General features: G+C 62.3%; 25 protein-coding genes. 21 read left to right on the top strand and 4 right to left on the bottom strand.

Translation table 11 applies throughout. The annotated features are described in order from the left end of the window. Window positions 1-21 precede the first annotated feature (21 nt). The 14 genes from AB4072_RS00645 to AB4072_RS00580 all read left to right on the top strand — a co-directional run bounded on the left by AB4072_RS00645 (window position 22) and on the right by AB4072_RS00580 (window position 14,438). Window positions 22-1,230, top strand: a complete 1,209-nt coding sequence (locus AB4072_RS00645; RefSeq protein WP_441964980.1) for a deoxyguanosinetriphosphate triphosphohydrolase — start codon at window positions 22-24, stop codon at window positions 1,228-1,230. A gap of 45 nt (window positions 1,231-1,275) precedes the next feature. Then, window positions 1,276-3,036: an arginine--tRNA ligase gene (gene argS / locus AB4072_RS00640; RefSeq protein WP_441964979.1), complete on the top strand. Its 1,761-nt coding sequence runs from the start codon at window positions 1,276-1,278 to the stop codon at window positions 3,034-3,036. 109 nt (window positions 3,037-3,145) lie between these two features. Further along, window positions 3,146-4,603, top strand: coding sequence for an SPOR domain-containing protein (locus tag AB4072_RS00635; protein WP_441964978.1), 1,458 nt, complete (start codon window positions 3,146-3,148; stop codon window positions 4,601-4,603). 48 nt (window positions 4,604-4,651) lie between these two features. Beyond that, a complete protein-coding gene (gene nagZ / locus AB4072_RS00630) occupies window positions 4,652-5,671 on the top strand; it encodes a beta-N-acetylhexosaminidase (RefSeq protein WP_441964977.1) in 1,020 nt (339 codons plus the stop codon). Window positions 5,672-5,710: 39 nt separating this feature from the next. Further along, window positions 5,711-6,508: a segregation and condensation protein A gene (locus tag AB4072_RS00625; protein ID WP_441964976.1), complete on the top strand. Its 798-nt coding sequence runs from the start codon at window positions 5,711-5,713 to the stop codon at window positions 6,506-6,508. A 1-nt stretch (window position 6,509) separates the two neighbouring features. Beyond that, window positions 6,510-7,229 (top strand): SMC-Scp complex subunit ScpB, encoded by a 720-nt coding sequence (gene scpB / locus AB4072_RS00620; RefSeq protein ID WP_441964975.1) that lies wholly within the window; start codon window positions 6,510-6,512, stop codon window positions 7,227-7,229. Further along, entirely contained in the window at window positions 7,226-8,350 is a 1,125-nt protein-coding gene (locus AB4072_RS00615; RefSeq protein ID WP_441964974.1) for an ABC transporter ATP-binding protein, read from the top strand. The genes scpB and AB4072_RS00615 overlap by 4 nt, the downstream gene beginning before the upstream one ends. Window positions 8,351-8,406: 56 nt before the next feature. Continuing rightward, entirely contained in the window at window positions 8,407-8,649 is a 243-nt protein-coding gene (locus tag AB4072_RS00610) for a twin-arginine translocase TatA/TatE family subunit (RefSeq protein ID WP_441964973.1), read from the top strand. Window positions 8,650-8,710: 61 nt separating this feature from the next. Beyond that, on the top strand, window positions 8,711-9,229 hold the full coding sequence (gene tatB / locus AB4072_RS00605) for a Sec-independent protein translocase protein TatB (protein WP_441964972.1): 519 nt from the start codon (window positions 8,711-8,713) through the stop codon (window positions 9,227-9,229). Next, window positions 9,229-10,029, top strand: a complete 801-nt coding sequence (tatC, locus tag AB4072_RS00600; RefSeq protein WP_441964971.1) for a twin-arginine translocase subunit TatC — start codon at window positions 9,229-9,231, stop codon at window positions 10,027-10,029. Before tatB ends, tatC begins: the two co-directional genes overlap by 1 nt. A gap of 69 nt (window positions 10,030-10,098) precedes the next feature. After that, entirely contained in the window at window positions 10,099-11,463 is a 1,365-nt protein-coding gene (gene serS, locus AB4072_RS00595) for a serine--tRNA ligase (protein WP_441964970.1), read from the top strand. Between the two features lie 3 nt (window positions 11,464-11,466). After that, on the top strand, window positions 11,467-12,228 hold the full coding sequence (gene surE, locus AB4072_RS00590) for a 5'/3'-nucleotidase SurE (RefSeq protein WP_441964969.1): 762 nt from the start codon (window positions 11,467-11,469) through the stop codon (window positions 12,226-12,228). Window positions 12,229-12,241: 13 nt separating this feature from the next. Then, window positions 12,242-12,952, top strand: a complete 711-nt coding sequence (locus AB4072_RS00585; protein WP_441964968.1) for a protein-L-isoaspartate O-methyltransferase family protein — start codon at window positions 12,242-12,244, stop codon at window positions 12,950-12,952. A 208-nt stretch (window positions 12,953-13,160) separates the two neighbouring features. Next, window positions 13,161-14,438 (top strand): peptidoglycan DD-metalloendopeptidase family protein, encoded by a 1,278-nt coding sequence (locus AB4072_RS00580; protein ID WP_441964967.1) that lies wholly within the window; start codon window positions 13,161-13,163, stop codon window positions 14,436-14,438. Between the two features lie 317 nt (window positions 14,439-14,755). Here AB4072_RS00580 and AB4072_RS00575 read toward each other — a convergent pair whose 3' ends face one another. Beyond that, window positions 14,756-15,652 (bottom strand): ATP-binding protein, encoded by an 897-nt coding sequence (locus AB4072_RS00575; protein WP_441964966.1) that lies wholly within the window; start codon window positions 15,650-15,652, stop codon window positions 14,756-14,758. A gap of 288 nt (window positions 15,653-15,940) precedes the next feature. On the opposite strand from AB4072_RS00575, the gene yajC reads away from it, so the two are divergent. From yajC to AB4072_RS00550, 5 genes are all read left to right on the top strand, one after another. Next, on the top strand, window positions 15,941-16,273 hold the full coding sequence (yajC, locus tag AB4072_RS00570; protein WP_441964965.1) for a preprotein translocase subunit YajC: 333 nt from the start codon (window positions 15,941-15,943) through the stop codon (window positions 16,271-16,273). A gap of 38 nt (window positions 16,274-16,311) precedes the next feature. After that, entirely contained in the window at window positions 16,312-17,919 is a 1,608-nt protein-coding gene (gene secD, locus AB4072_RS00565) for a protein translocase subunit SecD (RefSeq protein ID WP_441964964.1), read from the top strand. Between the two features lie 111 nt (window positions 17,920-18,030). Next, the gene (gene secF, locus AB4072_RS00560; protein WP_441964963.1) at window positions 18,031-18,969 is read left to right on the top strand and encodes a protein translocase subunit SecF; all 939 of its coding nucleotides are present in this window, start codon (window positions 18,031-18,033) and stop codon (window positions 18,967-18,969) included. Window positions 18,970-18,973: 4 nt separating this feature from the next. Next, complete coding sequence (locus AB4072_RS00555) at window positions 18,974-19,357, top strand: Mth938-like domain-containing protein (protein ID WP_441964962.1); 384 nt, start codon at window positions 18,974-18,976, stop codon at window positions 19,355-19,357. A gap of 2 nt (window positions 19,358-19,359) precedes the next feature. Continuing rightward, entirely contained in the window at window positions 19,360-20,208 is an 849-nt protein-coding gene (locus AB4072_RS00550) for a phytoene/squalene synthase family protein (protein WP_441964961.1), read from the top strand. A gap of 138 nt (window positions 20,209-20,346) precedes the next feature. On the opposite strand, the gene trmFO is transcribed toward AB4072_RS00550, so the two are convergent. Beyond that, entirely contained in the window at window positions 20,347-21,765 is a 1,419-nt protein-coding gene (gene trmFO / locus AB4072_RS00545) for a methylenetetrahydrofolate--tRNA-(uracil(54)-C(5))-methyltransferase (FADH(2)-oxidizing) TrmFO (RefSeq protein ID WP_441964960.1), read from the bottom strand. A gap of 89 nt (window positions 21,766-21,854) precedes the next feature. On the opposite strand from trmFO, the gene AB4072_RS00540 reads away from it, so the two are divergent. Further along, entirely contained in the window at window positions 21,855-22,613 is a 759-nt protein-coding gene (locus tag AB4072_RS00540) for an SDR family oxidoreductase (protein ID WP_441964959.1), read from the top strand. 72 nt (window positions 22,614-22,685) lie between these two features. On the opposite strand, the gene AB4072_RS00535 is transcribed toward AB4072_RS00540, so the two are convergent. Then, window positions 22,686-22,841 (bottom strand): DUF1127 domain-containing protein, encoded by a 156-nt coding sequence (locus AB4072_RS00535; RefSeq protein WP_441964958.1) that lies wholly within the window; start codon window positions 22,839-22,841, stop codon window positions 22,686-22,688. Window positions 22,842-23,262: 421 nt separating this feature from the next. Then, complete coding sequence (locus AB4072_RS00530; RefSeq protein ID WP_441964957.1) at window positions 23,263-23,673, bottom strand: four-helix bundle copper-binding protein; 411 nt, start codon at window positions 23,671-23,673, stop codon at window positions 23,263-23,265. A gap of 254 nt (window positions 23,674-23,927) precedes the next feature. On the opposite strand from AB4072_RS00530, the gene AB4072_RS00525 reads away from it, so the two are divergent. After that, complete coding sequence (locus AB4072_RS00525) at window positions 23,928-24,440, top strand: hypothetical protein (RefSeq protein ID WP_441964956.1); 513 nt, start codon at window positions 23,928-23,930, stop codon at window positions 24,438-24,440. Window positions 24,441-24,510: the final 70 nt, after the last annotated feature.

The following is a 24,510-nucleotide window of genomic DNA, read 5'->3' as shown; positions in this document are numbered from 1 at the left end:
CTTCAACCCAAGGACGATCCAGTGCGGCCCTTTGGCGAAAGATGGCGAGCCCCTTATGCCTGCGATCCCGGCCGGAGCCGGGGGCGGCTTTACCCCGAGGCGGTGTCTCCAACCCGCAGCGAATTCCAGCGCGACCGGGACCGGATCATCCATTCCTCGGCTTTTCGCCGCCTGAAGCACAAGACCCAGGTCTTCGTCTATCACGAAGGCGACCATTTTCGCACGCGTCTGACGCATACCATCGAGGTGAGCCAGATCGCCCGTGCGCTCGCCCGCTCCCTCGGATTTGATGAGGATCTGGCCGAGGCGCTGGCGCTTTCGCACGATCTCGGCCACACGCCCTTCGGCCATACGGGCGAAGACGTCCTCGACGAGTGCATGCGGCCCTTCGGCGGCTTCGATCATAACGCTCAGGCGCTCAGGATCGTGACTCGATTGGAGCACCGCTACGCCGACTATGACGGCCTCAACCTCACCTGGGAAACCCTGGAAGGGCTGGTGAAGCATAACGGGCCGCTTATCGACGCGGCGGGTCAGCCCACAGTGCGTTATGCCGAGCATGGGGTGCCGCTCGCGATCCTCGAATACAACGCCCAGCAGGATCTGGGATTGGCGACCTATGCCAGCGGGGAGGCGCAGACGGCCGCCATCGCCGACGACATCGCCTATGACGCCCACGATATCGATGATGGTCTGAGGGCAAGGTTGTTCGGCATCGAGGAATTGCGGGACGTTCCGTTCCTCGCCGAACTCCTCGGCGAAATCGATGCCCGCTATCCAAGGCTCGACGAATCCCGCCGCATCCATGAACTGACCCGCCGGGTCATCACGCGTTTCGTGGAAGATGTGGTGGCGGAGACGGACCGCCGCTTGTCACGTCTCGAACCGAAGGCGGCTGACGATATTCGCGGCGCGAACGAAACCGTGGTTTCCTTCTCGGAGCCCATGCGACAAGCCGAGGCTTCCGTGAAGCGCTTCCTTTATTCGCATATGTACCGCCATCCGGACGTCATGAGCGTTCGCCGGCAGGCGGATGACATCGTGCGCGATCTTTTCACCCGCTTCAAAACGGACCCTTCCGCCATGCCGGAAGAGTGGCGAGCGGATCTGGAAGGGGCTGACGAGCCGCGTCTTGCCCGTCGCGTTGCGGATTACATTGCGGGAATGACAGACCGTTACGCCGTGCTGGAGCATCAGCGTCTGTTTGACGTAACCCCTGACTTGCGTTAGGCGCGCCCAAGCTTTGGGCCGCAAAGGCCTTGTCGAGAAAGTGCCATGAATATCTTCGGGTTGTTTGAGAAGCGTGTCGCGGAAGCCTTGAGCCGTCTGGCCGAGGCCGGTCAGATCCCCACGGGCCTGGATGCCAGCCGAGTCGTGGTCGAGCCCCCGCGCGATCCGTCTCACGGGGATCTCGCCACCAACGCCGCCATGGTGCTGGCGAAGGAAGCGCGCACCAACCCGCGCGCTCTGGCGGATCTGATCGTAGCCGATTTGAAAAACGACCCGCGCGTCACGAAGGTCGAGGTGGCAGGGCCGGGCTTCATCAACATCACCCTCGTGCCGCAAATCTTCCATGATGTGCTGCAGGCCGCAGTCGTGGATGCGGACGGCTTCGGTCGCTCCACGCGCGGCGCAAACCATCCGATCAATGTGGAGTACGTCTCCGCGAACCCCACCGGGCCGCTCCATGTGGGCCACGGGCGCGGCGCTGTTTTCGGCGATGCCCTCGCGGCATTGCTTGCCTTCGCCGGCTACCAGGTGGCGCGCGAATACTACATCAACGACGCAGGCGCTCAGGTCGATGTGGTCGCCCGCTCGGCCTACCTTCGCTACAGGGAAGCTCTCGGCGAGAATATCGGCGCGATTCCGGAAGGCCTCTATCCGGGCGACTATCTCAAGCCCGTGGGCGAGCGCCTTGTCCGCGCGCACGGTAAGGCCCTTCTCGATAAGCCGGAGAGCGAGTGGCTCGCGAGCGTTCGCGAAACCGCCATCGCGTCCATGATGGACATGATCCGTGACGATCTCGCCGCCCTCAACATCCGCCACGACATCTTCTTCTCGGAGCGAACCCTGCAGGAGAACGGCGGGGGAGAAGTGGCCAGGACCATCGAGGATCTGCGCTCCCGCGATCTCGTCTATATGGGCCGCCTTCCGCCGCCCAAGGGCCAGAAGGACGATGATTGGGAGGATCGGGAGCAGCTTCTCTTCCGCGCGACCGCCTTCGGCGACGAGGTCGACCGTCCGCTCCTGAAGTCGGACGGCACCTTCACCTATTTCGCCTCTGACATCGCCTATCACCACTCGAAATTCGAACGCGGCTTTGTCGACATGATCGACGTGTGGGGCGCCGATCACGGCGGCTACGTCAAGCGTATGCAGGCGGCGGTCAAGGCAGTCACCCAGGGCAAGGGCGAACTCGATGTGAAGCTTTGCCAACTGGTGAAGCTTCTGCGCGACGGCGAGCCGGTGAAAATGTCCAAGCGCTCCGGCGACTTCGTGACGCTACGTGACGTGGTGGATGAAGTGGGGCGCGACGCCGTCCGGTTCATGATGATCTACCGCAAAAACGACGCGACGCTGGATTTCGACCTCGCCAAGGTGGTCGAGCAGTCCAAGGACAATCCGGTCTTCTACGTTCAATACGCTCACGCCCGCTGTGCCTCCGTGTTCCGGCAGGCGTCAGAAGCGTTTGCAGGTGAAGATTTTTCTGCGGCCAAGCTTGCAAAAGCAGATTTTTCAGTGCTTCAAGACGAGGCTGAATTGGATCTGATCCACCGTATTGCTCAGTATCCGCGTATGATTGAAGCAGCCGCCGAGGCTCATGAGCCTCATCGGATTGCGTTCTACCTGTATGACCTTGCGAGTTCGTTCCATAGTTTGTGGAACAAGGGAAAAGATCTGCCGCAATTACGATTTGTTAATCAGACTGATAAAGATTCAACTCAAACGAGGCTCGCTCTTGTCCATGCCCTTAAGGGCGTTTTGGGATCGGGTCTCACCATTTTAGGCGTCACGGCACCGGACGAGATGCGCTAGCGATTTTTGAGGCAAGCCTTAGGTTTGCCAAGATCGCGTGCTGGGTGGAGTGGCATCGAACGGGCACAGGTGGTTTTCGCCTGTGCCGAACCACCGGAGGTCCGGCACTATGAGCGAATCAGCCAAGCCACGTTTCGCGGTCGATCTCGACGATATCGAGAAGCAGCTCGCTTATGGACAAGCGCCGGCGCAGCCTGCCGCTTCGACCAGAAACGACCCTCTGGCGGAGCTGGCTCGCATCGTGGGCCAAGACGATCCGTTCCAGTCCATGCTGTCGACCGGTAATACGGCGCGTCCGCAGGCTCATTCGATCCCGAATCTGGACGATATGTTCCCCGCGCAGGAGCGCGTTTCCGCGGCTCCCCGTGGTTTCGAGCCGTCTGATTTGCATGCGGTGGGCGCTGTACCTGCCGCCTTCGATCTCGATCAGTATCAGCCGGCTGTGACGTCTGGTCGCGCCTATGCCGAGCAAGGTGCCGCCGTTCACGCTGATGCGCACGAAGCCGCTTATGATGAGGCGTCATACGATCAGAATTATTACGCTCCCGCGGCGGCGGGTCCGGCTTATGCCGAGCCCGAGCCGGAGGAGGAGACGGTTCGCCCGCTTAAGCGTCGCGGGTCGCGCAAGGGCATGATCGCGCTTGGAGTCATCGCCGGCGCTGCCGTCATCGGCGCAGGCGGCGCCTGGTATGCGACGGGAAGCTCCTCAGTCGCGTCTGGTGGAAAGCCCCCGTTGATCCGTGCTTCCAAGGAGCCGACGAAGGTCCAGCCCGAAAACCCGGGCGGAGTCGAGATTCCGAACCAGAACAAGCAGATCCTGGAACGCGCCGCGCAGCCGACCGAAACCAAGGTGGTGAATCGCGAAGAGCAGCCGGTCGACGTCAAGCAGGCGACGCGCGTCGCCTCCGCCGATGCAACCGGCCCCGTCGCTTCCGCTCAGAACAACTCGCTCAACCTGGGCGAGCCCCGCAAGGTCCGCACGGTCACCATTCGGCCTGACGGAAGCAATCAGGACGCTGCCGCAGCCCGGCCGGTGGCGGCTATCCCCCCTGTCACGATGCCGCCCGGCACGCAGCCTTCGGCTGCAGCCGCTGCCGTTCAGCCGAAACCGGCTGCTTCGACGCCAGTCGCTCCCGCTGCGACCACGGAGGCTCCGGCTCCGGCCGCGAAACCCGCGACCACTATTGGCGCACTCGCCCAGGCAAGCGCTTCTCCGGCCGCGCCCACGCCGAAGCCCGCCGCGACTACGCCGCAGCCGCAAAAGATTGCAGTTGTCGCTCCCACGACGCCGGTTCCGGCTGCATCGGAGGCACCGGTAAGCGCTGGCGGGGCCTACTCGGTGCAGCTCGGTTTCAGGACTTCAGAAGCCGCCGCGCAGGCTGCTTATCGACAGATGCAGCAGAAATATGAGGATCTGGACGGTCTCGCACCGTTGATCGTCAAGGCCGAGTCGAACGGCAACACCATCTACCGTGTCCGCACGAGCGGCATGTCGCGTGAGGAAGCGTCCGCCTTATGCTCCAAGCTTCAGGGGCAGGGCGGCCAGTGCTTCGTCGCCAAGAACTAAGACGTTACGCTCCTTGACCGCAATCGGCGGTGGACTTAAGGCGCGGGGATGAACACTCGCGCCTTTATTGCTGGCTGCGCCGGCCACACGCTCTCTCCAGACGAAGCGGCCTTCTTCCGGGAGGCGCAGCCTTGGGGATTCATCCTCTTCAAGCGCAACATCGACACGCCCGAGCAGGTCCGGTCCCTGTGCGATGCCTTGCGCAATACGATCGGCCGGGCCGACGCGCCGATCCTGATCGATCAGGAGGGCGGACGGGTTCAGCGCATGGGGCCGCCCCATTGGCCGAAATACCCGGCAGGCCGGACTTACGGCCGCCTTCACGCCAATGACCCCCTCGTCCAGCGCGAAATTACACGCCTAGGCGCTCGCTTGATCGCCCACGACCTCCTATCCGTGGGGATCACGGTCGATTGCATGCCGGTACTCGACGTTCCGGTATCCGGCGCTCATGACGTGATCGGAGACCGCGCCTATGCCTACGAGGCGGACAAGGTCGCTATTCTAGGCCGCGCCAGCGCGGAAGGGTTGCTGGCGGGTGGTGTTCTGCCCGTCGTCAAGCACATGCCCGGTCACGGGCGTGCCGGAGTGGACAGTCACCTGTCGCTTCCTGTCGTCGAGGCCTCGCTGGAAACGCTTGAAAGCCATGATTTCAGGCCGTTCCGGATCCTGGCCGACATGCCGCTCGCAATGACCGCCCATGTGGTCTATACGGCTATCGATCCTGACCACCCGGCGACGACATCGAAGGCGGTGATCGGCGACATCGTTCGCGGGAAGATCGGTTTCGATGGGCTCCTCATGAGTGATGACCTGTCCATGCAGGCCTTGAGCGGAACGTTCCGCGAGAGGGCCGAGGGCGTCTTTCAGGCGGGCTGCGATGTGACGCTGCATTGCAACGGCAAGGTCGAGGAGATGATCCCGGTGGCCGAGGCTTCGCCGATCCTTGCGGGCGATGCTCTACGTCGGGCTGAGGCGGCGTTGCGGCTCATTCGTCATGATCCCGAGCCCTTCGATCCTGTGGATGCCCGCGCCAGGCTCGAAGCCGCGCTTGCGGTGGTCGTTTAAGCGTCCGAAGCTGTCGCTTTAGTCGAAAAGAGTTGGTTGATGGCAGTGGCCCTACCTTTCGAGGATGTCGAACTCGTCGAGCGCGGTGACAGCGAACCCGCGCTTCGCGTCGACGTGGACGGATTCGAGGGACCCCTCGACCTCCTGCTCGAACTCGCCCGTCGTCAAAAGGTCGATCTCCACAAGATTTCGATCCTCGCCCTTGCCGAGCAATACATCGTCTTCATCGAAGAAGCCCGGCGCATGCGCCTGGAGCTTGCCGCCGACTACCTCGTCATGGCGGCATGGCTCGCCTACCTGAAATCGCGCCTGCTGCTGCCGGAGCCCCCGAAGGGCGAGGAGCCGAGCGCGTCCGATCTCGCCTCGGCCCTGGCTCTGCGCCTACGCCGGTTGGAAATGATCCGCGAGGTGGCCAAGAAGCTGGGCGAGCGGGATTGGCTCGGACGTGACGTGTTCGGGCGCGGCGAGCCGGAGCATGTCCAGATCCGCAAGGAGTCCCATTACGAGGCGACCCTCTACGATCTGCTCTCTGCTTATGCGCGCCAGCGCCAGATCGTGCTCAGCTCGAAGGTGACACTCCACCAGCGCCGCGTATGGTCGCTCGTGGATGCGCGCGAGGCCTTGGAGCGTCTGATCGGGCACCTCGCCGATTGGGCGCCGCTGGAAAGTTATTTGATTCACTACATGGTGGAGCCGTCGATGCGGACCACCGTGCTCGCCTCCGCGTTTTCGGCCACGCTCGAAATGGTGCGGGAAGGCAAGATGACGGTTCGTCAGGATGGAGCCTTCACGCCCCTCTGGATCAAGGGTCTGGAAGAGGCGGAGGCACAGGATTGATATGAGTGAGCATGACGAAATCGCGGAGATGGAAGACGCTCCGGAGCAGAGAAGCGTTCCCGATCACGGCGAAGCCATGCGCATCGCCGAAGCCTTGCTGTTCGCCTCGGCCCAACCTCTGAGTGTCGAAGATCTCGCTGGGCGTCTGCCTGAGGGTGCCGACGTGTCGCGGATTCTCGAAGAACTGGCCGATCTTTACGCGGGAAGGGGCGTCAACCTCGTCCGTGTCGCCGGTGCTTGGGCTTTCCGCACGGCGAGCGACCTTTCCTTCGTGCTCTCGCGCGATGTGGTCGAGCAGAAGAAGCTTTCGCGCGCGGCCATGGAAACGCTTGCGATCGTTGCCTATCACCAGCCTGCGACCCGGGCGGAAATCGAAGAAATCCGCGGCGTTGCAACGTCCAAGGGAACGCTCGATCTGCTTTTGGAAACCGGCTGGATCCGCTTGCGCGGCCGTAGGCGTGTTCCGGGGCGGCCTGTCACCTACGGCACGACACCTGCTTTCCTCAGTCATTTCGGGCTCGACGCCATCGATGACTTGCCGGGTCTCGAGGAACTCAAAGGTGCTGGCTTCCTGGAAGGCCGCGTGCCGCCCGGCATGTCCGTGCCGGTGCCTTCCGACGCGGAAACCCTGCGCGAGGATGAGGATCCCCTCGATCAGGACGATCTGTTCATGCCCATCGAGATCGAACCAGACTCCGAGGCGGGAGCAGCCGAGGAATGACATCGGCCCCATCCCCGGTTCGGGATCGGTTCCGCCTGCCCCGTTGGGGACAGCGCGGCACGGCCGGAGCGTCCATCCCGGCGCGGCTGACATTCGAGAATATCGTTCAGACCTACGGCGCTCTGAATGCCGTGAACGGCCTCTCGCTGACCATCGAGCCGGGCGAACTGGTGTGCCTGCTCGGCCATTCGGGTTGCGGCAAGACGACTCTGTTACGGATCGCCGCCGGCGTCGAAGCGCCGACCTCCGGCCGTGTGCTCATGGACGAGCGGGAGGTCAGTGGACCGACTGCGTTTCTCCAGCCCGAGCATCGTGGCATCGGCCTGATGTTTCAGGATTATGCCCTGTTCCCACACCTGACGATTTTGGAGAACGTGCTGTTTGGCCTGAAGGGCCTTGCGGCGAAGGATGCCGAGGCCTCCGCCCGTCGCGCACTCTCACGCGTGGGGCTTGAGCATTATGCGCGCGAATATCCGCATACGCTCTCGGGCGGCGAGCAGCAGCGGGTGGCGCTTGCCCGCTCGATCGCGCCTCGCCCCGGCGTTCTCCTGATGGACGAGCCGTTTTCGAACCTCGACCGCCGGATGCGGGACGCGATCCGCGATGAAACCGTGGCCATTCTTCGCGAAACCCGGGCCACGACCATTGTGGTGACACACGATCCCGAAGAGGCTATGCGCATTGCCGACCGCATCGTTTTGATGCGCTCCGGCGTTATTATTCAGCAGGGTTCGGCAGAGAATCTCTATCGGAGCCCGGAAAACCTCTTCGCAGCCCGGTTCTTCTGCGATTTTAACGAGGTCCCAGGCATCGTCGAAGGCGGTCAGGTTTCGAGCCCGGTTGGAATTTTCCCCGCGCGGGGGATCGAGGATGGCCGAAAGGCCGTCGTGTGCATCCGTCCGCAAGGTATTAGGCTGAAGCCTGCGGGCTTTTGTCTTCCGGGGCGAATGGTTTCTCGGCGCTTTCTGGGTGAGGTCGAGCTTTTGCAGATCAATGTGCAGGGTGTGGACCGACCTTTGCAGGCCCGCATTCACGATCCTGTGTTGATCAATGTGGGACAAGATGTCGGGATTGAGATTGATCCGAAGGATGTCCTTGTTTTCGCCGCGACCGATGCCTAGGTTGGCCGCACGTTTAAACTCGATAGCCGCGCCCGATCAGGCGCAGGAGGATTGCCATGGGTGGCGCTAGCATTTGGCACTGGATCATCGTCGGCTTGATCGTCGTCCTTCTCTTCGGACGTGGTAAGATCTCCGACATGATGGGCGATGTCGCGAAGGGCATCAAAGCCTTCAAGAAGGGTATGGCGGAAGAAGACACCGCCGCGAAGCCCGCGCAGCCGAGCGAGCCGGTACGGCCCCTCGATCATCAGCCGGTCTCGAACACGAACACTGCGACATCCGATCACAAGATCGGCTGAACCGCGTATGGCCGCCTTTCGCGGCCCGAGTCATTGTTGAAGGTAGGTCTGGGACCGCGCCATGTTGGACATGAGCTGGGGTGAAGTCATGGTGATCGGCGCTGTGGCGTTGATCGTCATCGGCCCGAAAGACCTGCCGAAGGCGTTGCGCACAGTCGGCAACGTCACCGGCAAAATCCGTCGTATGGCGGCTGAGTTCCAGGGCCAGTTTCACGAGGCGATGCGCGAGGCCGAGCTTGACGATGTCAAGCGCGAGCTTCAGGGCATGAACGACAGCGTCTCCTCTATGAACAAGGGCTTCAACCCGATCCAGACGATCCGGGACGAGTTGAAGGGTGCCGTCGAGGCGCCGGTCTCGACTCCGCCGACAGTAACAGGTGAAGCCGTTGCCGAGCCTGCGCCAAGCGGGGAGGCGACGCCTCCAGCTCCGGTCGATCCGTTGCTTTCACTTGAGCTCCCGTCCGTGCCGCCCATCCCCGATCCGGCGGAAACGATTGCCGCTACCTTGAGACAGGAAGCCGAAGCGAAAGCGCTCCAGGAAAATCCTGCTCCCGAGCCTAAACCGGATGCGAAAGCCTGATGACGACCGAAGTTGAGGATGAGGTCGAGGCGTCGCGCGCGCCGTTGATCGAGCACCTGATCGAGCTGCGCAAGCGCCTGATCCGGGCGCTCATCGCTTTCGTGCTCATGTTTTTCCTGTGCTTCACGGGAGCGAAATACATCTATAACGCGCTCGTTTGGCCTTATGTCGTGGCTGTCGGCTCGGCCGAGAACGCGCATCTGATCTATACGCACGGCCTGGAATATCTGTTCACGCAGATCCAGGTGGCTGCTTTCGGGGCGGGCTTCCTCTCTTTCCCGGTCATTGCCAATGAGATCTACAAGTTCGTCGCGCCCGGTCTCTACAAGAACGAGCGCCGGGCTTTCGTGCCTTATCTGATCGCGACGCCGGTGCTTTTCGCCATTGGCGGGGCTGTCGTCTATTTCATGGCAATGCCGCTTCTGATGCGCTTTTCCGTCGGCATGCAGCAGCTTGCGACCGCGAACACGCCGGGAATCGCCTTTATGCCCAAGGTCAGCGAATATCTTTCGCTGATCATGACGCTGATTTTCGCCTTCGGCATCTGCTTCCAGCTGCCGGTGGTGCTGACCCTGTTGGCGCGGGCGGGGTTGATCGATTCCGATTTTCTCAAGCAGAGGCGGCGCTATGCCGTCGTGATCGTCTTCATCGTCGCTGCCGTGCTCACGCCGCCCGACGTGATCAGCCAGTTCGCCCTTGCGGTCCCCACCTTGCTTCTTTACGAGGCGTCTATCTTCTCTGTCCGCATGGTCGAGAAGAAGCGCGCGGAAGCCGAGGCTGCGCGCGCGGCGGCAGGCTGAAGGCTCTTGCGCTTCAAGACCCGCTGACCGTTTCCTTGGCATCGTCAAATGCTCTAACGGTCAGCTCCCATGCACGACATCCGTTCCATCCGCGAAAATCCCGCAGGCTTCGATCAAGGCCTCAAGAGCCGGGGAATGGAGTCTTTGTCCGCGCGCCTGATCGCGTTGGACGACCGCCGCAAGAACGCCGTTTCCGCCCTTCAAGCTGCGCAGGAGCGTCGCAACGCGCTCTCCAAGGAGATCGGCCAGGCCAAAGCTCAGAAGAACGAGGCGAGGGCGCAGGAACTCATGGCCGAGGTGGCGCGCTTGAAAGAAAGCGTGCCGCAGCTCGAGCAGGAAGAGCGTGAGGCCGGACGCGAACTCGAAGAGGTTCTGGCCGCGATCCCCAACACCCCGAAGGACGAGGTGCCTGTCGGGCCCGACGAGACGGGCAATGTGGAGCGTCATCGCTTCGGCAATCCGAAGAACCTTGCCGCCGCCAAGCAGCATTTTGAGATCGGCGAAGAGCTCGGCCTCATGGATTTCGAGACCGCAGCGAAGCTCTCCGGTTCGCGCTTCGTGGTGCTGAAGGGTGGACTTGCCCGCTTGGAGCGCGCGCTCGGCCAGTTCATGATCGATCTGCACACCAACGAGCACGGCTATACGGAAGTGAGCCCGCCGCTCTTGGTGCGCGACGAGGCCATGTTCGGCACGGCGCAATTGCCGAAGTTCGAGGATGACCAGTTCTGGGCCTTTCCGGGCTCGACCCTGCAAGGCCTCGTGTCGTCCGTTCTGGAAGGACAGGCGACCCGCGAAACGCTTCAGAAGATGCTGAGCGATGCGCGCTACGGCCTCATCCCCACCGCCGAAGTCACGCTCACCAATCTGGTGCGCGAGCAGATCCTGTCGGAGGAAGAGCTTCCGCTTCGCTTCACGGCCCTGACGCCGTCGTTCCGCGCCGAGGCGGGCTCGGCCGGGCGCGATACGCGCGGCATGATCCGTCAGCACCAGTTCGTGAAATGCGAGCTCGTTTCGATCACCACGCCGGAAACCTCTGCCGACGAGCATGAGCGCATGCTCACCTGCGCCGAGAACGTGCTGAAGAGGCTCGACCTGCCGTTCCGCACCATGACGCTCTGCACGGGCGACATGGGCTTCGCCTCTACAAAGACCTACGACATCGAGGTCTGGCTGCCGGGGCAGGGCATGTATCGCGAAATTTCGAGCTGCTCGGTCTGCTCCGATTTCCAGGCGCGACGCATGAATGCGCGCTATCGCACCGGTGACGGCAAGGCCCCGCGTTTCGTCCACACCCTCAACGGCTCGGGCCTTGCGGTCGGCCGTACCCTCGTCGCCGTTCTGGAAAACTACCAGAACGAGGATGGCAGCGTCACAGTCCCGACAGCGCTTCAGCCTTATCTCGGCGGTCTCACCCGCATCGAGAAACAGGGATAGGACATGCGCATCCTCTGCACGAACGACGACGGCATCAACGCTCCGGGACTGAAAGTCCTGGAGACGATAGCCCGCGCTCTCTCGGACGATGTGTGGGTAATTGCGCCGGAGACGGACCAGAGCGGCGTCGCGCATTCGCTCTCGCTCAACGATCCGTTGCGCCTGCGCGAAATTTCCCCGCGCCATTTCGCGGTCAAGGGCACGCCGACCGATTGCGTGATCATGGGCATCCGCAACATCTTGCGAGAGAACAAGCCCGCCCTGATCCTGTCCGGTGTCAATCGGGGCCAGAACGTCGCCGAGGACGTGACCTATTCGGGCACTGTCGCGGGAGCCATCGAGGGCACCATTCTCGGCGTTCCTTCCATTGCGCTCTCGCAAGCCTCGGGGCCCGGTGGACACAACAGCATCAAGTGGCAATGCGCCGAGCACCACGGCCCACAGATCGTCCGCAAGATCCTTTCTGCGGGTATCGACAAGGGCATTCTCGTCAACGTCAACTTCCCCAATTGCGAACCGGGGGAGGTCGAAGGTACGGCTGTCGTCAATCAGGGCCAGCGCAGCCAGGAATTGCTGCGTCTCGACGAGCGTGAGGACGGGCGCGGCAATCCTTACTACTGGATCGCCTTCGAGCGTGGACCTTTCACGCCGGGCAACGGCACCGATCTATGGGCCATCGCACACCGCAAGATCGCCGTCACGCCCTTGCGGCTCGACATGACGGACGAGCCCACGCTCACGCGCTACGCGCAGACTCTCGTTTGAGGTCTTGTTGCGAATGACAGGAGAGCGTCCTCTTCCCGGCCAGATGGATCTGCCCTTCTTCTCGGAGGAACAGGATCATCTGGCTGAAGAGGCCGTCGAGGTCGGGTCCTTCATTTTGTCTCTGCGCGCGCGAGGGATCCGCGACACGGCGATCCTGCGGGCGATGGAATTGATTCCGCGCGACGTGTTCGCGCCACGCCGTTTCGCCGATCTTTCGCGCAGCGATGTCGCCCTTCCGTTGCCCTGCGGCCAGACCATGACCTCTCCGGGCACGGTTGCTATGATGCTCATGGCTCTGGGCGTCCAGGAAGGCCATCGGGTGCTCGAAATCGGCACGGGCACCGGCTACGTGGCGGCTCTCTTGGCTCAACTTGGCGCGGAGGTGCACTCGGTCGAGCGGTTCAACACGCTTGCCGAAAGTGCGGTCCAGCATCTCAAAATCGTCGATCTGGCCTTGCGCGTGAAGATCGAGATCGGTGACGGCCTTGCGCAGCGGGTGCGGGAGCGCTTCGACCGTATTCTGTTGAACGGTGCGGTGCTGTCGATCCCGAGCACCGTGACTTCCCTCCTTGGGCCGGGCGGACGTCTTGTCGGCGCGCAGACGATTGAAGGTTTCCCGCGTCTGGTGCGGATCGATCGGCTCGACGATGGCCAGTTGCGGCAGGAGCTTGGTGCAAACCTGCGCCTGTCACCGCTCGTGACAGGTGTCGCTGCGACGCTCTAAAGCGTGATCAGAAAATGTGGACATCGGTTGCTCGCCCGGATCATGCGACAATAAGGAATCAAGAGCCCGATCGTGTTTCAAAGGGGCACGATCGAGCTCTGAGAAAATTTTTCCAATAAGGTTACGAAAATAGTCGGCGCATCAACGCTTGCTTAACCTGAATGGACTTTTAATGGCCCCGTCGAGTTGCGTTGCGTTGGGGATTGTAATGCGTAAGCCTGTGTTGTCTGGGCTTTGGACGGCCGCGTCGCGGGTCGTTCTGGTTGGTTTTATCGGAAGCGCTGCCGCAGCGTGCAGTTCGGATACGATCCGTCTGACCGAAAACCCGTTCTCCAATCCCTTTGCATCGAGTGAGCGAGTGGCCGAGCCGCAATCCACGGCTTCCACGCAAAGCTACAATGCTCCTGTTTCGGCTGTTCCGACCGCTCAGATTCAGTCGCAGGCTTTGCCGCCCGTCCAAGGTGCGCAGCCCATGAACCTATCCGCGCCTCAAGCCTCGGTTGCCCCCGCACCGATCGCAGCGAGCGGGCCTGCCGGTTGGTCGGCCAACGGCGGCACCAGGATCACGGTTGGCAACAACGACAACCTCAACATGATTTCCCAGCGCTACGGCGTTCCCGCAAACGCGATTCTCGCGGCGAGCGGATTGAGCAGTCCGGCGCAAGTGCGCCCTGGTCAGCAGGTCGTGATCCCGGTCTACAATGCCGGAGGCGCTCCGACCCGTGTCGCTTCCGCCGGCCCGGTCGCCATTCAGACACCGCAGGCCGCGCCGCAAACCAAGGTCCAGTTCGTCGATCAGTCCAAGCCCGGCAATGCCGCTAAGGTAGCCGCAGGACCCCAGCCGATTGACGCCGGTAAGCAGCGCGTTCGCCCTGGAATGACAGCTTCCGCTCCTATGCAGCCTGCTCCCGTGCAGGTGGCCTCCGCTTCGGCAGAGCCGCTCGTGAGCGCTGCCAAGCCGGTTGAGACTCTTCCCAGGACCGCACCGCAGCAGGTTGCTGCCCGTGTCGAACCGGCCGCGCAAAAGCCGATCGTTCAGACCCAGCCTGCTGCTCCGGCGATTGTGCAGCCCGAGGCTAAGGCCCCGGCGACCGAACCCGAGCAGACGACAAGCACTTCCGGCGACTTCCGGTGGCCTGCGCGCGGCCGTGTCATCGCGGGCTTCGGCACCAATGGCGGCAATGAAGGCATCAACATTGCGGTCCCAGAGGGAACCCCGGTGAAGGCCGCAGAATCCGGCGTCGTGACCTATGCGGGAAGCGAGGTGAAGGGCTACGGCAACCTCGTCCTCATCCGCCACGAGAACGGCTTCGTGTCGGCTTACGCCCATAACGGTTCGCTCAGCGTGAAGCGCGGCGAGGCGGTGAAGCGCGGTCAGGTGATCGCCACCTCCGGCCAGACCGGCAACGTGACCTCGCCCCAGCTCCATTTCGAACTGCGCAAGGGCGCAAGCCCGGTGGATCCGATTCCACATCTGGGTGGCTAAGGGGCATGATCCGGAAAAGTGGGAACCGGTTTTCCGAAAAGATCATGCGTAAAAGAATTTCGTAAATTCGAATAGATCAGGCTTCGAGACCCGAAAACTGATCAAAAAGAGGGACGGTGGAGCTCAGCCATCGTCCCTTTTTGTTTGTTGGGGCGGAACTCCGTCATTCCGGGGCCGCGAAGCGGAGCCCGGAACCCATAGCCGCGACGTTGCAAGAAGAATGCGCGCGAACGGGTGCATTTTATTCTACGAGAGCGGAGGTTATGGGTTCCGGGCTCGTGCTCCGCACGCCCCGGAATGACGAACGTCGCGCCGCCCTAAATCACCTGCCCCAATCGCCCCGCCAGTTCCTGAATGAACTGCCACGCCGTACGCCCCGAGCGCGCGCCGCGCGTTGTCGCCCATTCCAGCGCTTCGGCGCGGATCGCATCGCGGTCGGCTTTGAGACCGAGATGGTCCACATAGGCGTAGACCATGTCGAGATATTCGTCCTGGCTGCACTTGTGGAAGCCGAGCCAGAGGCCGAAGCGGTCGGAGAGCGAAACCTTTTCCTCGATGGCCTCGCCGGGATTGATGGCTGTCGAGCGCTCGTTGTCCATCATGTCGCGCGGCAGCAGGTGGCGGCGGTTGGACGTGGCGTAAAAGATCACGTTATCCGGCCGGCCCTCGATGCCGCCTTCGAGCACGGCTTTGAGGGACTTGTAGGAGGTGTCGTCCGCGTCGAAGGAAAGATCGTCGCAGAAGATGATGAAGCGATGCGAGTCCGACCGCAAAACCCCCATGAGTTCCGGCAGGGTCTCGATATCCTCGCGGTGGATCTCGATCAGCTTCAAGGGCAATGTCCCGACGGGGCGGGTGGCGTTGATCTCAGCATGAACGGCCTTGACGAGCGAGGATTTGCCCATACCGCGTGCGCCCCAGAGAAGGGCGTTGTTGGCCGGCAGGCCGTTGGCGAAGCGGCGCGTGTTGTCGCTGAGCGTATCGCGAACTCGATCGATCCCGCGCAACAGGCTCATCTCGACCCGATTGACCTTCGGCACACCCGACAGCCGGCGGGCGGGAGCCTGCCAGACGAAGGCGTCCGCGACCGCGAAATCCGGTGCCGCCAAGGCGGGAGGAGCCGTGCGCTCCAGAGCTTTGGCGATCCTGCGCAGAAGATCGAGAGCGTCCGGGGAGGCAAGGGCGGAGGCGGAATCGGAGGGAGGCTTCGGCATTTCGGCTCTCATAAGTGCATGATCCGGCTTAAACATCGTGTTCTGAAAAGATCATGCGAACTCAAAACTTGAACTTCGGCCATGTTTCAACGTGACGTGACTGGATTCAAGGGCCGCGGCTGCATATCTGCCAAGCTCCACAGGGTCTGTTGTCAGCTGTGGAGGAAAACCGGCCGGCTTCATTGATTTCGTGAAGTCGATAGGTATAGTCCGCGCCATTCGGAATCCTTTCTCGGCGCGGGTGGGCTTCACAAGGTCCGCCACGCGCCTTTATCCATGGAGAGCCTCTTGTTCATTACTCCTGCTTTCGCCCAAGGGGCCCCTGCCGGGGGCAGCACGGATATGATCCTGCAGTTCGTCCCGTTCATCCTGATCTTCGTGATCATGTGGTTTCTGATCATTCGCCCGCAGCAGCGCAAGGTGCGTGAGCATCAGGATATGATCAAGAATGTCCGCCGCGGCGACACAGTCGTTACCTCGGGCGGCATCATCGGCAAGGTGACCAAGGTGCTGGACGATTCCACGGATCTGGAAGTCGAGATCGCCGATGGCGTTCGCGTCAAGGTCGCCCGTTCCATGATCTCCGAAGTCCGCTCCAAGAGCGAGCCGGTCAAGGCGTAATGCGCCTTGGCTTTTGCATCTAAAGGGTTGAACTGACGATGCTGCGTTTCTCGACGTCGAAAGTTGTCGCCACGATGGCGATCATCGTGATTGGTCTGCTTTTCGCCGTTCCGAGCATGATGAGCCATGACCAGCGCGTTGCCTTCCAGCAATCGCTGCCGAGCTGGGTTCCCTCCTGGCTCGTGCCGTCCCGCGCCATCGTGCTCGGCCTCGATCTGCAGGGCGGTTCACACGTCCTGCTCGAGGTGGATACGCAAGATCTCCTGCGTACACAGACGACGCAGCTTCGCGATGATGTTCGCCGCGTCTTGCGCGAAACGCGCGTCTCGCCGCAGGGCGGCATTCAGATCACCCCGCGCGGCGTCCAGATCCGCGTGACGGAAGCCGCCGACCGCGAGAAGCTTCTGCCGAAATTGCGCGAGCTGTCGCAGCCTGTCGGGAGTACGGTCCTCGGCCAGTCTGGCACCCGCGACCTCACCATCACCGACACGCCTGACGGGCTCATCACGCTCACCTACACGGATGCGGGGATGAACGATAAGGTGCGTCGTGCCGTCGATCAGTCGATCGAGGTTATTCGGCGCCGTATCGACTTCGGTGGAACAACCGAGCCGAGCATCCAACGTCAGGGCTCGGACCGCATTCTCGTGCAAGTGCCGGGCCTTCAGGATCCGCAACGCCTCAAAGATCTTCTCGGCAAGACTGCGAAGCTCGAATTCCGCCTGCTTGGTCAGGCAGGCGCGACGGATGTCGACATGCTGCCCTCCAAGGATGAGGGCGGTCAGAAGGTGCCTGTCGAGCGCCGCGTGATTGTGGAAGGCGGCGATCTTGTCGATGCGCAGCCTGCCTTCGACTCCCGCACCAACGAACCCATCGTCAATTTCCGCTTCAATATTCGTGGCGCGCAGCGCTTCGGGCAGGCCACCACCGAGAATGTCGGTCGTGCGCTCGCTATCGTCCTCGATAACGAAGTGATCTCCGCGCCTACGATTCAAACGCCGATCACCGGCGGCGCCGGACAGATTTCGGGCCGCTACACGGTGCAGTCCGCGACCGATCTCGCTGTGCTCCTGCGCGCCGGTGCATTGCCGGCGAAGCTCACGGTTGTCGAGGAACGCACCGTCGGTCCGGGCCTCGGTCAGGATTCGATCCATGCAGGCAAGATGGCGACCTATGTCGCGACCGTGCTCGTCGTGATCTTCATGTTCATGACCTACGGCGTCTTCGGTTTCTTCGCCAACATCGCGCTTCTCGTCCATGTGGGCCTGATCATCGGCCTGATGTCGATCCTTGAAGCGACGCTGACCCTGCCGGGTATCGCGGGTATCGTGCTCACCATCGGCACGGCGGTCGATTCCAATGTTCTGATCTACGAGCGCATCCGCGAGGAGTTCCACGCGGGTCGTTCCATGGTCTCAGCCATCCAGGCGGGCTTCGACCGGGCGTTCGCGACCATCATCGATTCCAATAGCACCATGGCCATTGCCGCGCTCATTCTGTTCTTCTTGGGCTCGGGTCCGGTGCGTGGCTTCGCGGTCGTGTTCATCCTCGGTATCCTGACCACGGTCATCACCGCCGTGACGTTGACGCGCATGATGATTTCGCTCTGGTATCATTGGGCACGTCCGAAAGCCTTGCCGTTCTAAAGAGGGGTCCCGGCGTGGCTGCCATGTCGGGACTATTTTGAGATTGTTGTTGATGCATTTCGAGCGGCGGCCCTCTACGGCTCGCCCGAAAATGCCTTGAGGAGAGCTACGGTGCGTCTTCTTCGCATTTGGCCTGAACATGCCCACTTTGACTTCATGCGCCTGCGGCGCTGGTCGTTTCCGTTCTCAGCCGTTCTGTCGCTCGCGACGGTCGTTCTGTTCCTGACGGTCGGGCTTAATTTCGGCATCGACTTCAAGGGCGGTACGCTCATGGAGTTGCAGGCGAAATCCGGCCACGCCGATGTCGCCAAGGTGCGCGAGACGGCGGATACCTTCGGCTTCGGTGAGGTCGAGGTGCAGGAATTCGGCAATGCTGGTGGCCTGTCCCTGCGCTTCCCGATTCAATCGGGTGGCGAGGCCGCGCAGAGCGCCGTTGTGCAGAAGGCGCGCGATACGTTCAGCCCGGAATATGAATTCCAACGAGTCGAGACGGTCGGTCCGCGTGTTTCCGGCGAGCTCGTGCAATCGGGCACCATCGGCATCATTCTCGCTGTCATCGCGGTGTTGTTCTATCTCTGGTTCCGCTTCGAGCGGGAGCTGGCGGTCGGCGCGATCATCGGTACGCTCCACGACATCGTGCTCACCATCGGCTTCTTCGTGATCACGCGGCATGAATTCAACATGACGTCGATTGCCGCGATCCTGACCATCGTCGGCTACTCGCTGAACGAGACCGTCGTGGTGTTCGACCGGACGCGCGAATTGCTGCGCCGCTACAAGACCATGCCGACGAAGGAGCTGTTGAACCTCTCCATCAACACCACCATGTCGCGCACGGTGATGACCGCGACGACCGCTTTCCTTTCGCTGCTCGCGCTCGTGATCTTCGGCGGCCGCGCCATCGAGGGCTTCGCGCAGGTGATGCTGACCGGCGTCGTGATCTGTACCTATTCGGCGATCTTCATTTCCTCGCCCATGCTGATCTATCTCGGCCTGCGCAGTTCGGAAGGCGCGAAGATTGCGGAGGGCAAGGTCGCTCCGGCGGAGTGATGTCATGAGCGATGGTAAGCGTTTTGACGGTTTCGTTCCCGGACGCTACCAGATCGACGCCTACGGCAATGGTGGCTTCCGCTTCGCGGACATGTCTCATCGCGGCTCGATCCTCATTCTTCCTTCCGGCATCAAGGCCTGGCCCGTCACCTCCATAGCCGAGGTGACGGAGGTGACGCTTGCTCCTGTTTTCGCGGAGGCCGATGGGCTGGAGCTTCTGCTTCTCGGCACGGGGCTCGAGGTGGCGGCCATTCCGGAATCCTTGCGCTGGCGGTTTCGCGAAAACCGCATCGGTCTCGATGTGATGCAGACAGGCGCCGCGGCTCGAACCTACAACATCCTGCTCGGCGAGAACCGCAAGGTCGGCGCCGCGTTGATTGCCGTATAGCCATGGCCGCAGACAATCTCGATTTCGCCTACGCCCATTGCGAAGCGCTCCTCAAGGAGGGCGATCCCGACCGCTATTGGGCGACGTTGTTCGCGCCCGCCGACAAGCGCAGACATCTCTTCGCGCTTTACGCGTTCAGCTTCGAGATCGCACGTGTTCGCGATTCCATCAGCGAGGCGCTCGTCGGAGAGATGCGCCTGCAATGGTGGCGCGATGCCCTGCAGGGCGAGGCGCGGGGCGAGGTGCGCGCAAACCCGGTCGCGGCCGCGCTCGACGATACCCTCGTGGCCTTCCGCCTGCCGCGCCAGGCACTGGTCAATCTCATCGATGCGCGCATTTTCGATCTCTACGAAGATCCGATGCCGAGCCTGAACGATCTGGAAGGCTATTGCGGCGAAACCTCATCGAGCCTGTTCCGTCTCGCCAGCATCATTCTCGCTGGCGGCGCCGATCCCGGTCAGGCGGACGCGGCAGGTCATGCGGGCGTCGCCTATGCCGTCACCGGCTTGCTGCGCGCCTTCCCGTGGCATGCGAGGCGACAGCAGCTTTACATCCCGATTGATCTTTTGAACCGTCACGGCGTGGTGCGCGATGACATCGTCACCGGGCGCGGCGGACCGGGGCTGCGATACGCGCTTGGCGATCTGCGCGCCGTCGCCCGCCGCCATCTCGCGCAGGTGCGAACCTTAAGCCCGGCGATCCCGCAGGCGGCTTTACCGGCCTTTCGGCCGCTGGCTTTGGTCGAGCCCTATCTGCGAGCGATGGAAGCGCCTGATTACGAGCCGTTCCAGACGGTCGTGGAGGTGCCCGCGTGGCGTCGCGTATGGGCGCTTTGGCGCGGGGTGTTTTAGGGATAGCTCGCGCTTATTCCCTCCCCCTTGCGGGGAGGGCTAGGGTGGGGGGTGCTGTCGCGACATTAATTCGATGTGGCGCGCTGCCACCCCCACCTCCAACTCCTCCCCACAAGGGGGAGGAGGGTTGGTCGCGCCTTACTCCGCCGCAACCTGAGCCGCGCCAGCCGTCAGCCACGTCGCCAGATCGGCGCGGGCGCGATCCGTCAGTGCGTGTTTCTTCGCCACCGCCTTGGCCGGGCCGCGCAGGCGTTTGCCGTTCTCGTCCTTGGCGGCGTGCTCGATGGGCGGGAAGAGGCCGAAATTCACGTTCATGGGCTGGAACGAGCGCGGGCCTTCATCGATGGTCTCGATATGCCCGCCGGTGATGTGGTTGATGAGCGCGCCCATGGCCGTCGTCGAGGGGAGCGACTGGATCGGGCGGCCGAGACGCTCGGCGGCGGCGAAGCGGCCTGTCATCAAGCCGACGGCGGCGCTTTCCACATAGCCCTCGCAGCCGGTGATCTGCCCCGCGAAGCGCAGGCGCGGCATGGCCTTGAGGCGCAGCGTCGGGTCGAGAAGCTTCGGCGAGTTGAGATAGGTGTTGCGGTGCAGGCCGCCGAGGCGCGCGAACTCGGCGCTCTCCAGGCCCGGTATCATGCGCAGCACCTGCGTCTGCGCGCCGTATTTCAGCTTGGTCTGGAAGCCGACCATGTTGAACAGGGTGCCGAGCGCATTGTCCTGGCGAAGCTGCACGATGGCATAGGCCTTCACGTCCGGTTTGTGCGGATTGGTGAGGCCGACAGGCTTCATGGGACCATGGCGCAGGGTCTCCCGTCCACGTTCGGCCATGACTTCGATGGGCAGGCAGCCGTCGAAATAGGGCGTGTCGGCTTCCCATTCCTTGAAATCGGTCTTGTCGCCCGCGATCAGTGCATCCACGAACGCTTCATACTGCTCCTTGTTCATCGGGCAGTTGATGTAATCCTTGCCCGTGCCGCCCGGCCCAACCTTGTCGTAGCGCGACTGGAACCACGCCACGTCCATGTTGATGGATTCGCGATAAGCGATGGGCGCGATGGCATCGAAGAACGCGAGTTCCTTCTCGCCCGTCAGCCCAAGGATGGCCTGCGCGAGAGCCGGCGAGGTGAGGGGCCCCGTGGCGACGATGACGGAGGACCAGCTTTCCGGCGGCAGGCCCGCGATCTCGCCGCGCTCGATGGTGACGAGCGGATGCGCTTCGAGCGCTGCCGTGACGGCGGATGAAAACCCGTCACGGTCGACGGCCAGCGCACCGCCGGCGGGCACCTGATGGGCGTCACCCTTCGCCATGATGAGCGAGCCGAGCGTGCGCATTTCCTGATGCAGCAGACCGACGGCGTTGGCCTGAGCATCGTCCGAACGAAAGGAGTTGGAGCAGACGAGTTCGGCAAGCCCCTCGGTCTTGTGGGCATCGGTGCCGCGAACGGGACGCATTTCATGCAGCACCACGGGCACGCCCGCTTGCGCGATCTGCCATGCGGCTTCCGATCCGGCGAGGCCGCCGCCGATGACGTGGATGGGTTCCATGCTGCTCACCTTACTCCCTCACGAAGGGCGTGTTGTTGACCCTCGCGATGGCGCGGGTCAAGCTGAGCCTTTCCATTTCATCGCATAGGCTCATGATCATGCCTCAGACGAGACCCGTTGTCCTTATTACAGGAGGCAGCCGGGGCATAGGCGCTGCGGTGGCGCGGCTCGCGGCCACGCGCGGCTATGATGTCGCCATCAATTTCAAATCCGACCGCGAAGCCGCCACGCACGTGCTGGAAGCCTGCCACGCCTTAGGCGCGAGGACGGTCGCCTGTCAGGGCGACATGACCGTCGAGAATGATGTGGTGCGGATGTTCGACGAGGCCACCGCCGCCCTTGGCCCCATCTCCCACGTGGTCAACAATGCGGGAATCACCGGCCGCTCCGGGCGGTTGGAGGCCACGGCCTCGGACGTCATCCGCTCCTGCATCGACATCAACGTTCTCGGTGCGATCTGGGTGGCGCGAGAAGCCGCCCGCCGCCTGTCGACGCGCCATGGCGGGATCGGGGGCTCCATCGTCAACATCTCATCCGTTGCGGCGCGGCTCGGCAGTGCGGGCGAATATGTCTGGTACGCGGCCTCGAAGGGGGCCATCGACTCGCTGACGATCGGGTTGGCTCAGGAACTGGCGGTCGATGGGGTGCGCGTCAACGCGGTCTCGCCCGGAATCACGCGGACCGACATTCACGAAAAGAGCACGGGCGATGCGGGGCGCATGGAGCGCTTCCGCTCTAAAATCCCCCTGAACCGCGTTGGCGAGCCGGAGGAGGTAGCCGAGGCGGTGCTGTTCCTGATGTCGGACGCGGCGTCCTACATCACGGGAGCCAACATTCCCGTCTCGGGCGGGCGTTGAGCCGAGGCTCCCCAGACAAGCAAACGCCCGCCAGAGGGCGGGCGAGGGCCGTTGCTGCAGTGCAGCTAAGTTTTACGCCGTAGCGTGCTCGCGAGCGATGCTGTCGATCTGGAAACGCGAGATACCGAGATCGTCCAGCTCGCGGTCGCTGAGGACCGAGAGTTCACGGACGGTTTCGCGATAACGCAGGTAGGTGCGGACTTTAGCGAGGATGTAAGAGACGAACATTGGTAACTCCTTAGTTAGCCGGCCCAGCGGCCCGGCAGGCTTTGTTCTTGCTGTGTGCAATGCAGCATATAAGGAGCTGTGCCGTGAAAGAGGAGCGGTAATAATGTAGGGCAGTTATGCTTTAGTAGCATAGCGACTTAAGGCCAGGTTAATGAGCCGTGCGGTGAGGGCATGGGTCTTAACTATGCTGTGTCCGGCCCGAAATCGGCGGCGCGATTTCTCTTTAAAAACAAGGGTTTCTGGCAGGCTTTCATTCAGCCGCAATTGCGACGGGCTCCGGCCGAAGAATCTTAACCGCGCAAACCCCTATGACATCAGAAACGGATGACCGCGGTATGACAGGTGATCCGGTGAGTACTTCGAACTCACTTTAAGTCATGGTCATGACAAGCTCGGCCGTGACGTTGCGGGAGCACGCCCGTCAATGCTTGGCGCCGAATGCTCGCATGGCCTCGCGGCAGGCCTTGTCGCAGCGGCGACAGGCTTCCGCGCAGACGCGGCAATGCTCATGCTTGCTGGCATGCCGCTCGCATTCCTCGGCACAGACGCGGCAAGCGGTGGCGCAGGCATCGAGGAGGCGATTGAGGACCTCGTCGTTCGTCCCCGTGCGCCGGGTGGCCACGGTTCCGGTTGTTACACAGATATCGGCGCAGTCCAGGTCCAGCCGGATGCATTGCCTCAACTCGGCCACCATCGACTCGCCAAGGCAGGCGTCGGCGCAGGATGTACAGATCTGCGCGCAATCATAACATTCCTCGATGCAGCGGATCAGTGCGGCATCGACCTTGCCATGCATCTGAGGGTGCGTCCGAATCATCTCTTGGGCATGCATGCCGCTCTCCCGTGGTTGGTTTCTAGCCCCGCAGCATGGGGCGGAAAACACGGGAGGGGTGGGTTGGTTCCGGGGGGTGTGGAGGCTTTGCCTCGGCGGCTCCAGGAACCGGCTTTTTCCAGCTCATAAATCTCGGCCGCTCAGCACTTGAAACAAATTCCTCGCGTGCGAATTAGCCTCGGTAGAGGTTTCGCGAACGGCGGATGTGCCATGCGCTTAGACCCCGCAAAGCCCCGCTTCCCGGAGGTTTCGAGATGGAAACACTGAAGGAGAAGGATGATCGGACTCGCAGCGCGTCTGAACTGGGTGATGAAACATTCATGTCTGCAGCCGATCTGCGAAACTACATGAGTGAGATTCAAATGGCGCGCGCATCCAAGTCCGTCGACGCCATGGATCGTGCCAGTCATGCGCGGGCAAATTTGGTCAAAACCCTCGCGGCGCCGATCGATCTGACAGAAGAACGTTTGACGGAAATTACGCAGAACCTGCTTCTCAAATTACGGGCCGCAGCGGGGCGTGGCGAAACTGAACTCATGGTCATGCGCTTCCCTGTCGATCTTTGCTCCGACCGCGGGCGGGCGATCAATAATGCGGATGACGAATGGCCGAACATGCTGACGGGAAGACCTCGTCAAGCGTACGAGCTCTGGAGGGACCAGCTCAAACCTGCGGGCTACAAGCTGAAGGCCATGATCATCGACTGGCCTGGTGGCTTGCCGGGCGACGTCGGATTTTTCCTGAACTGGGGCAAGTCAAAGGTCTGAAAGCGCCCCGGCGCTTTGCCCTTGATGGCGTGGTGCTGCTGGGCGTGTCCGTTTTAGTCGCGCGGCATGC

The sequence above is a fragment of the Microvirga sp. 2MCAF38 genome, assembly GCF_052115485.1.
Lineage (GTDB): Bacteria > Pseudomonadota > Alphaproteobacteria > Rhizobiales > Beijerinckiaceae > Microvirga.
The sequence above is the reverse complement of the archived record's forward strand: the minus strand, read 5'-3'. Positions and strand labels throughout refer to the sequence as shown.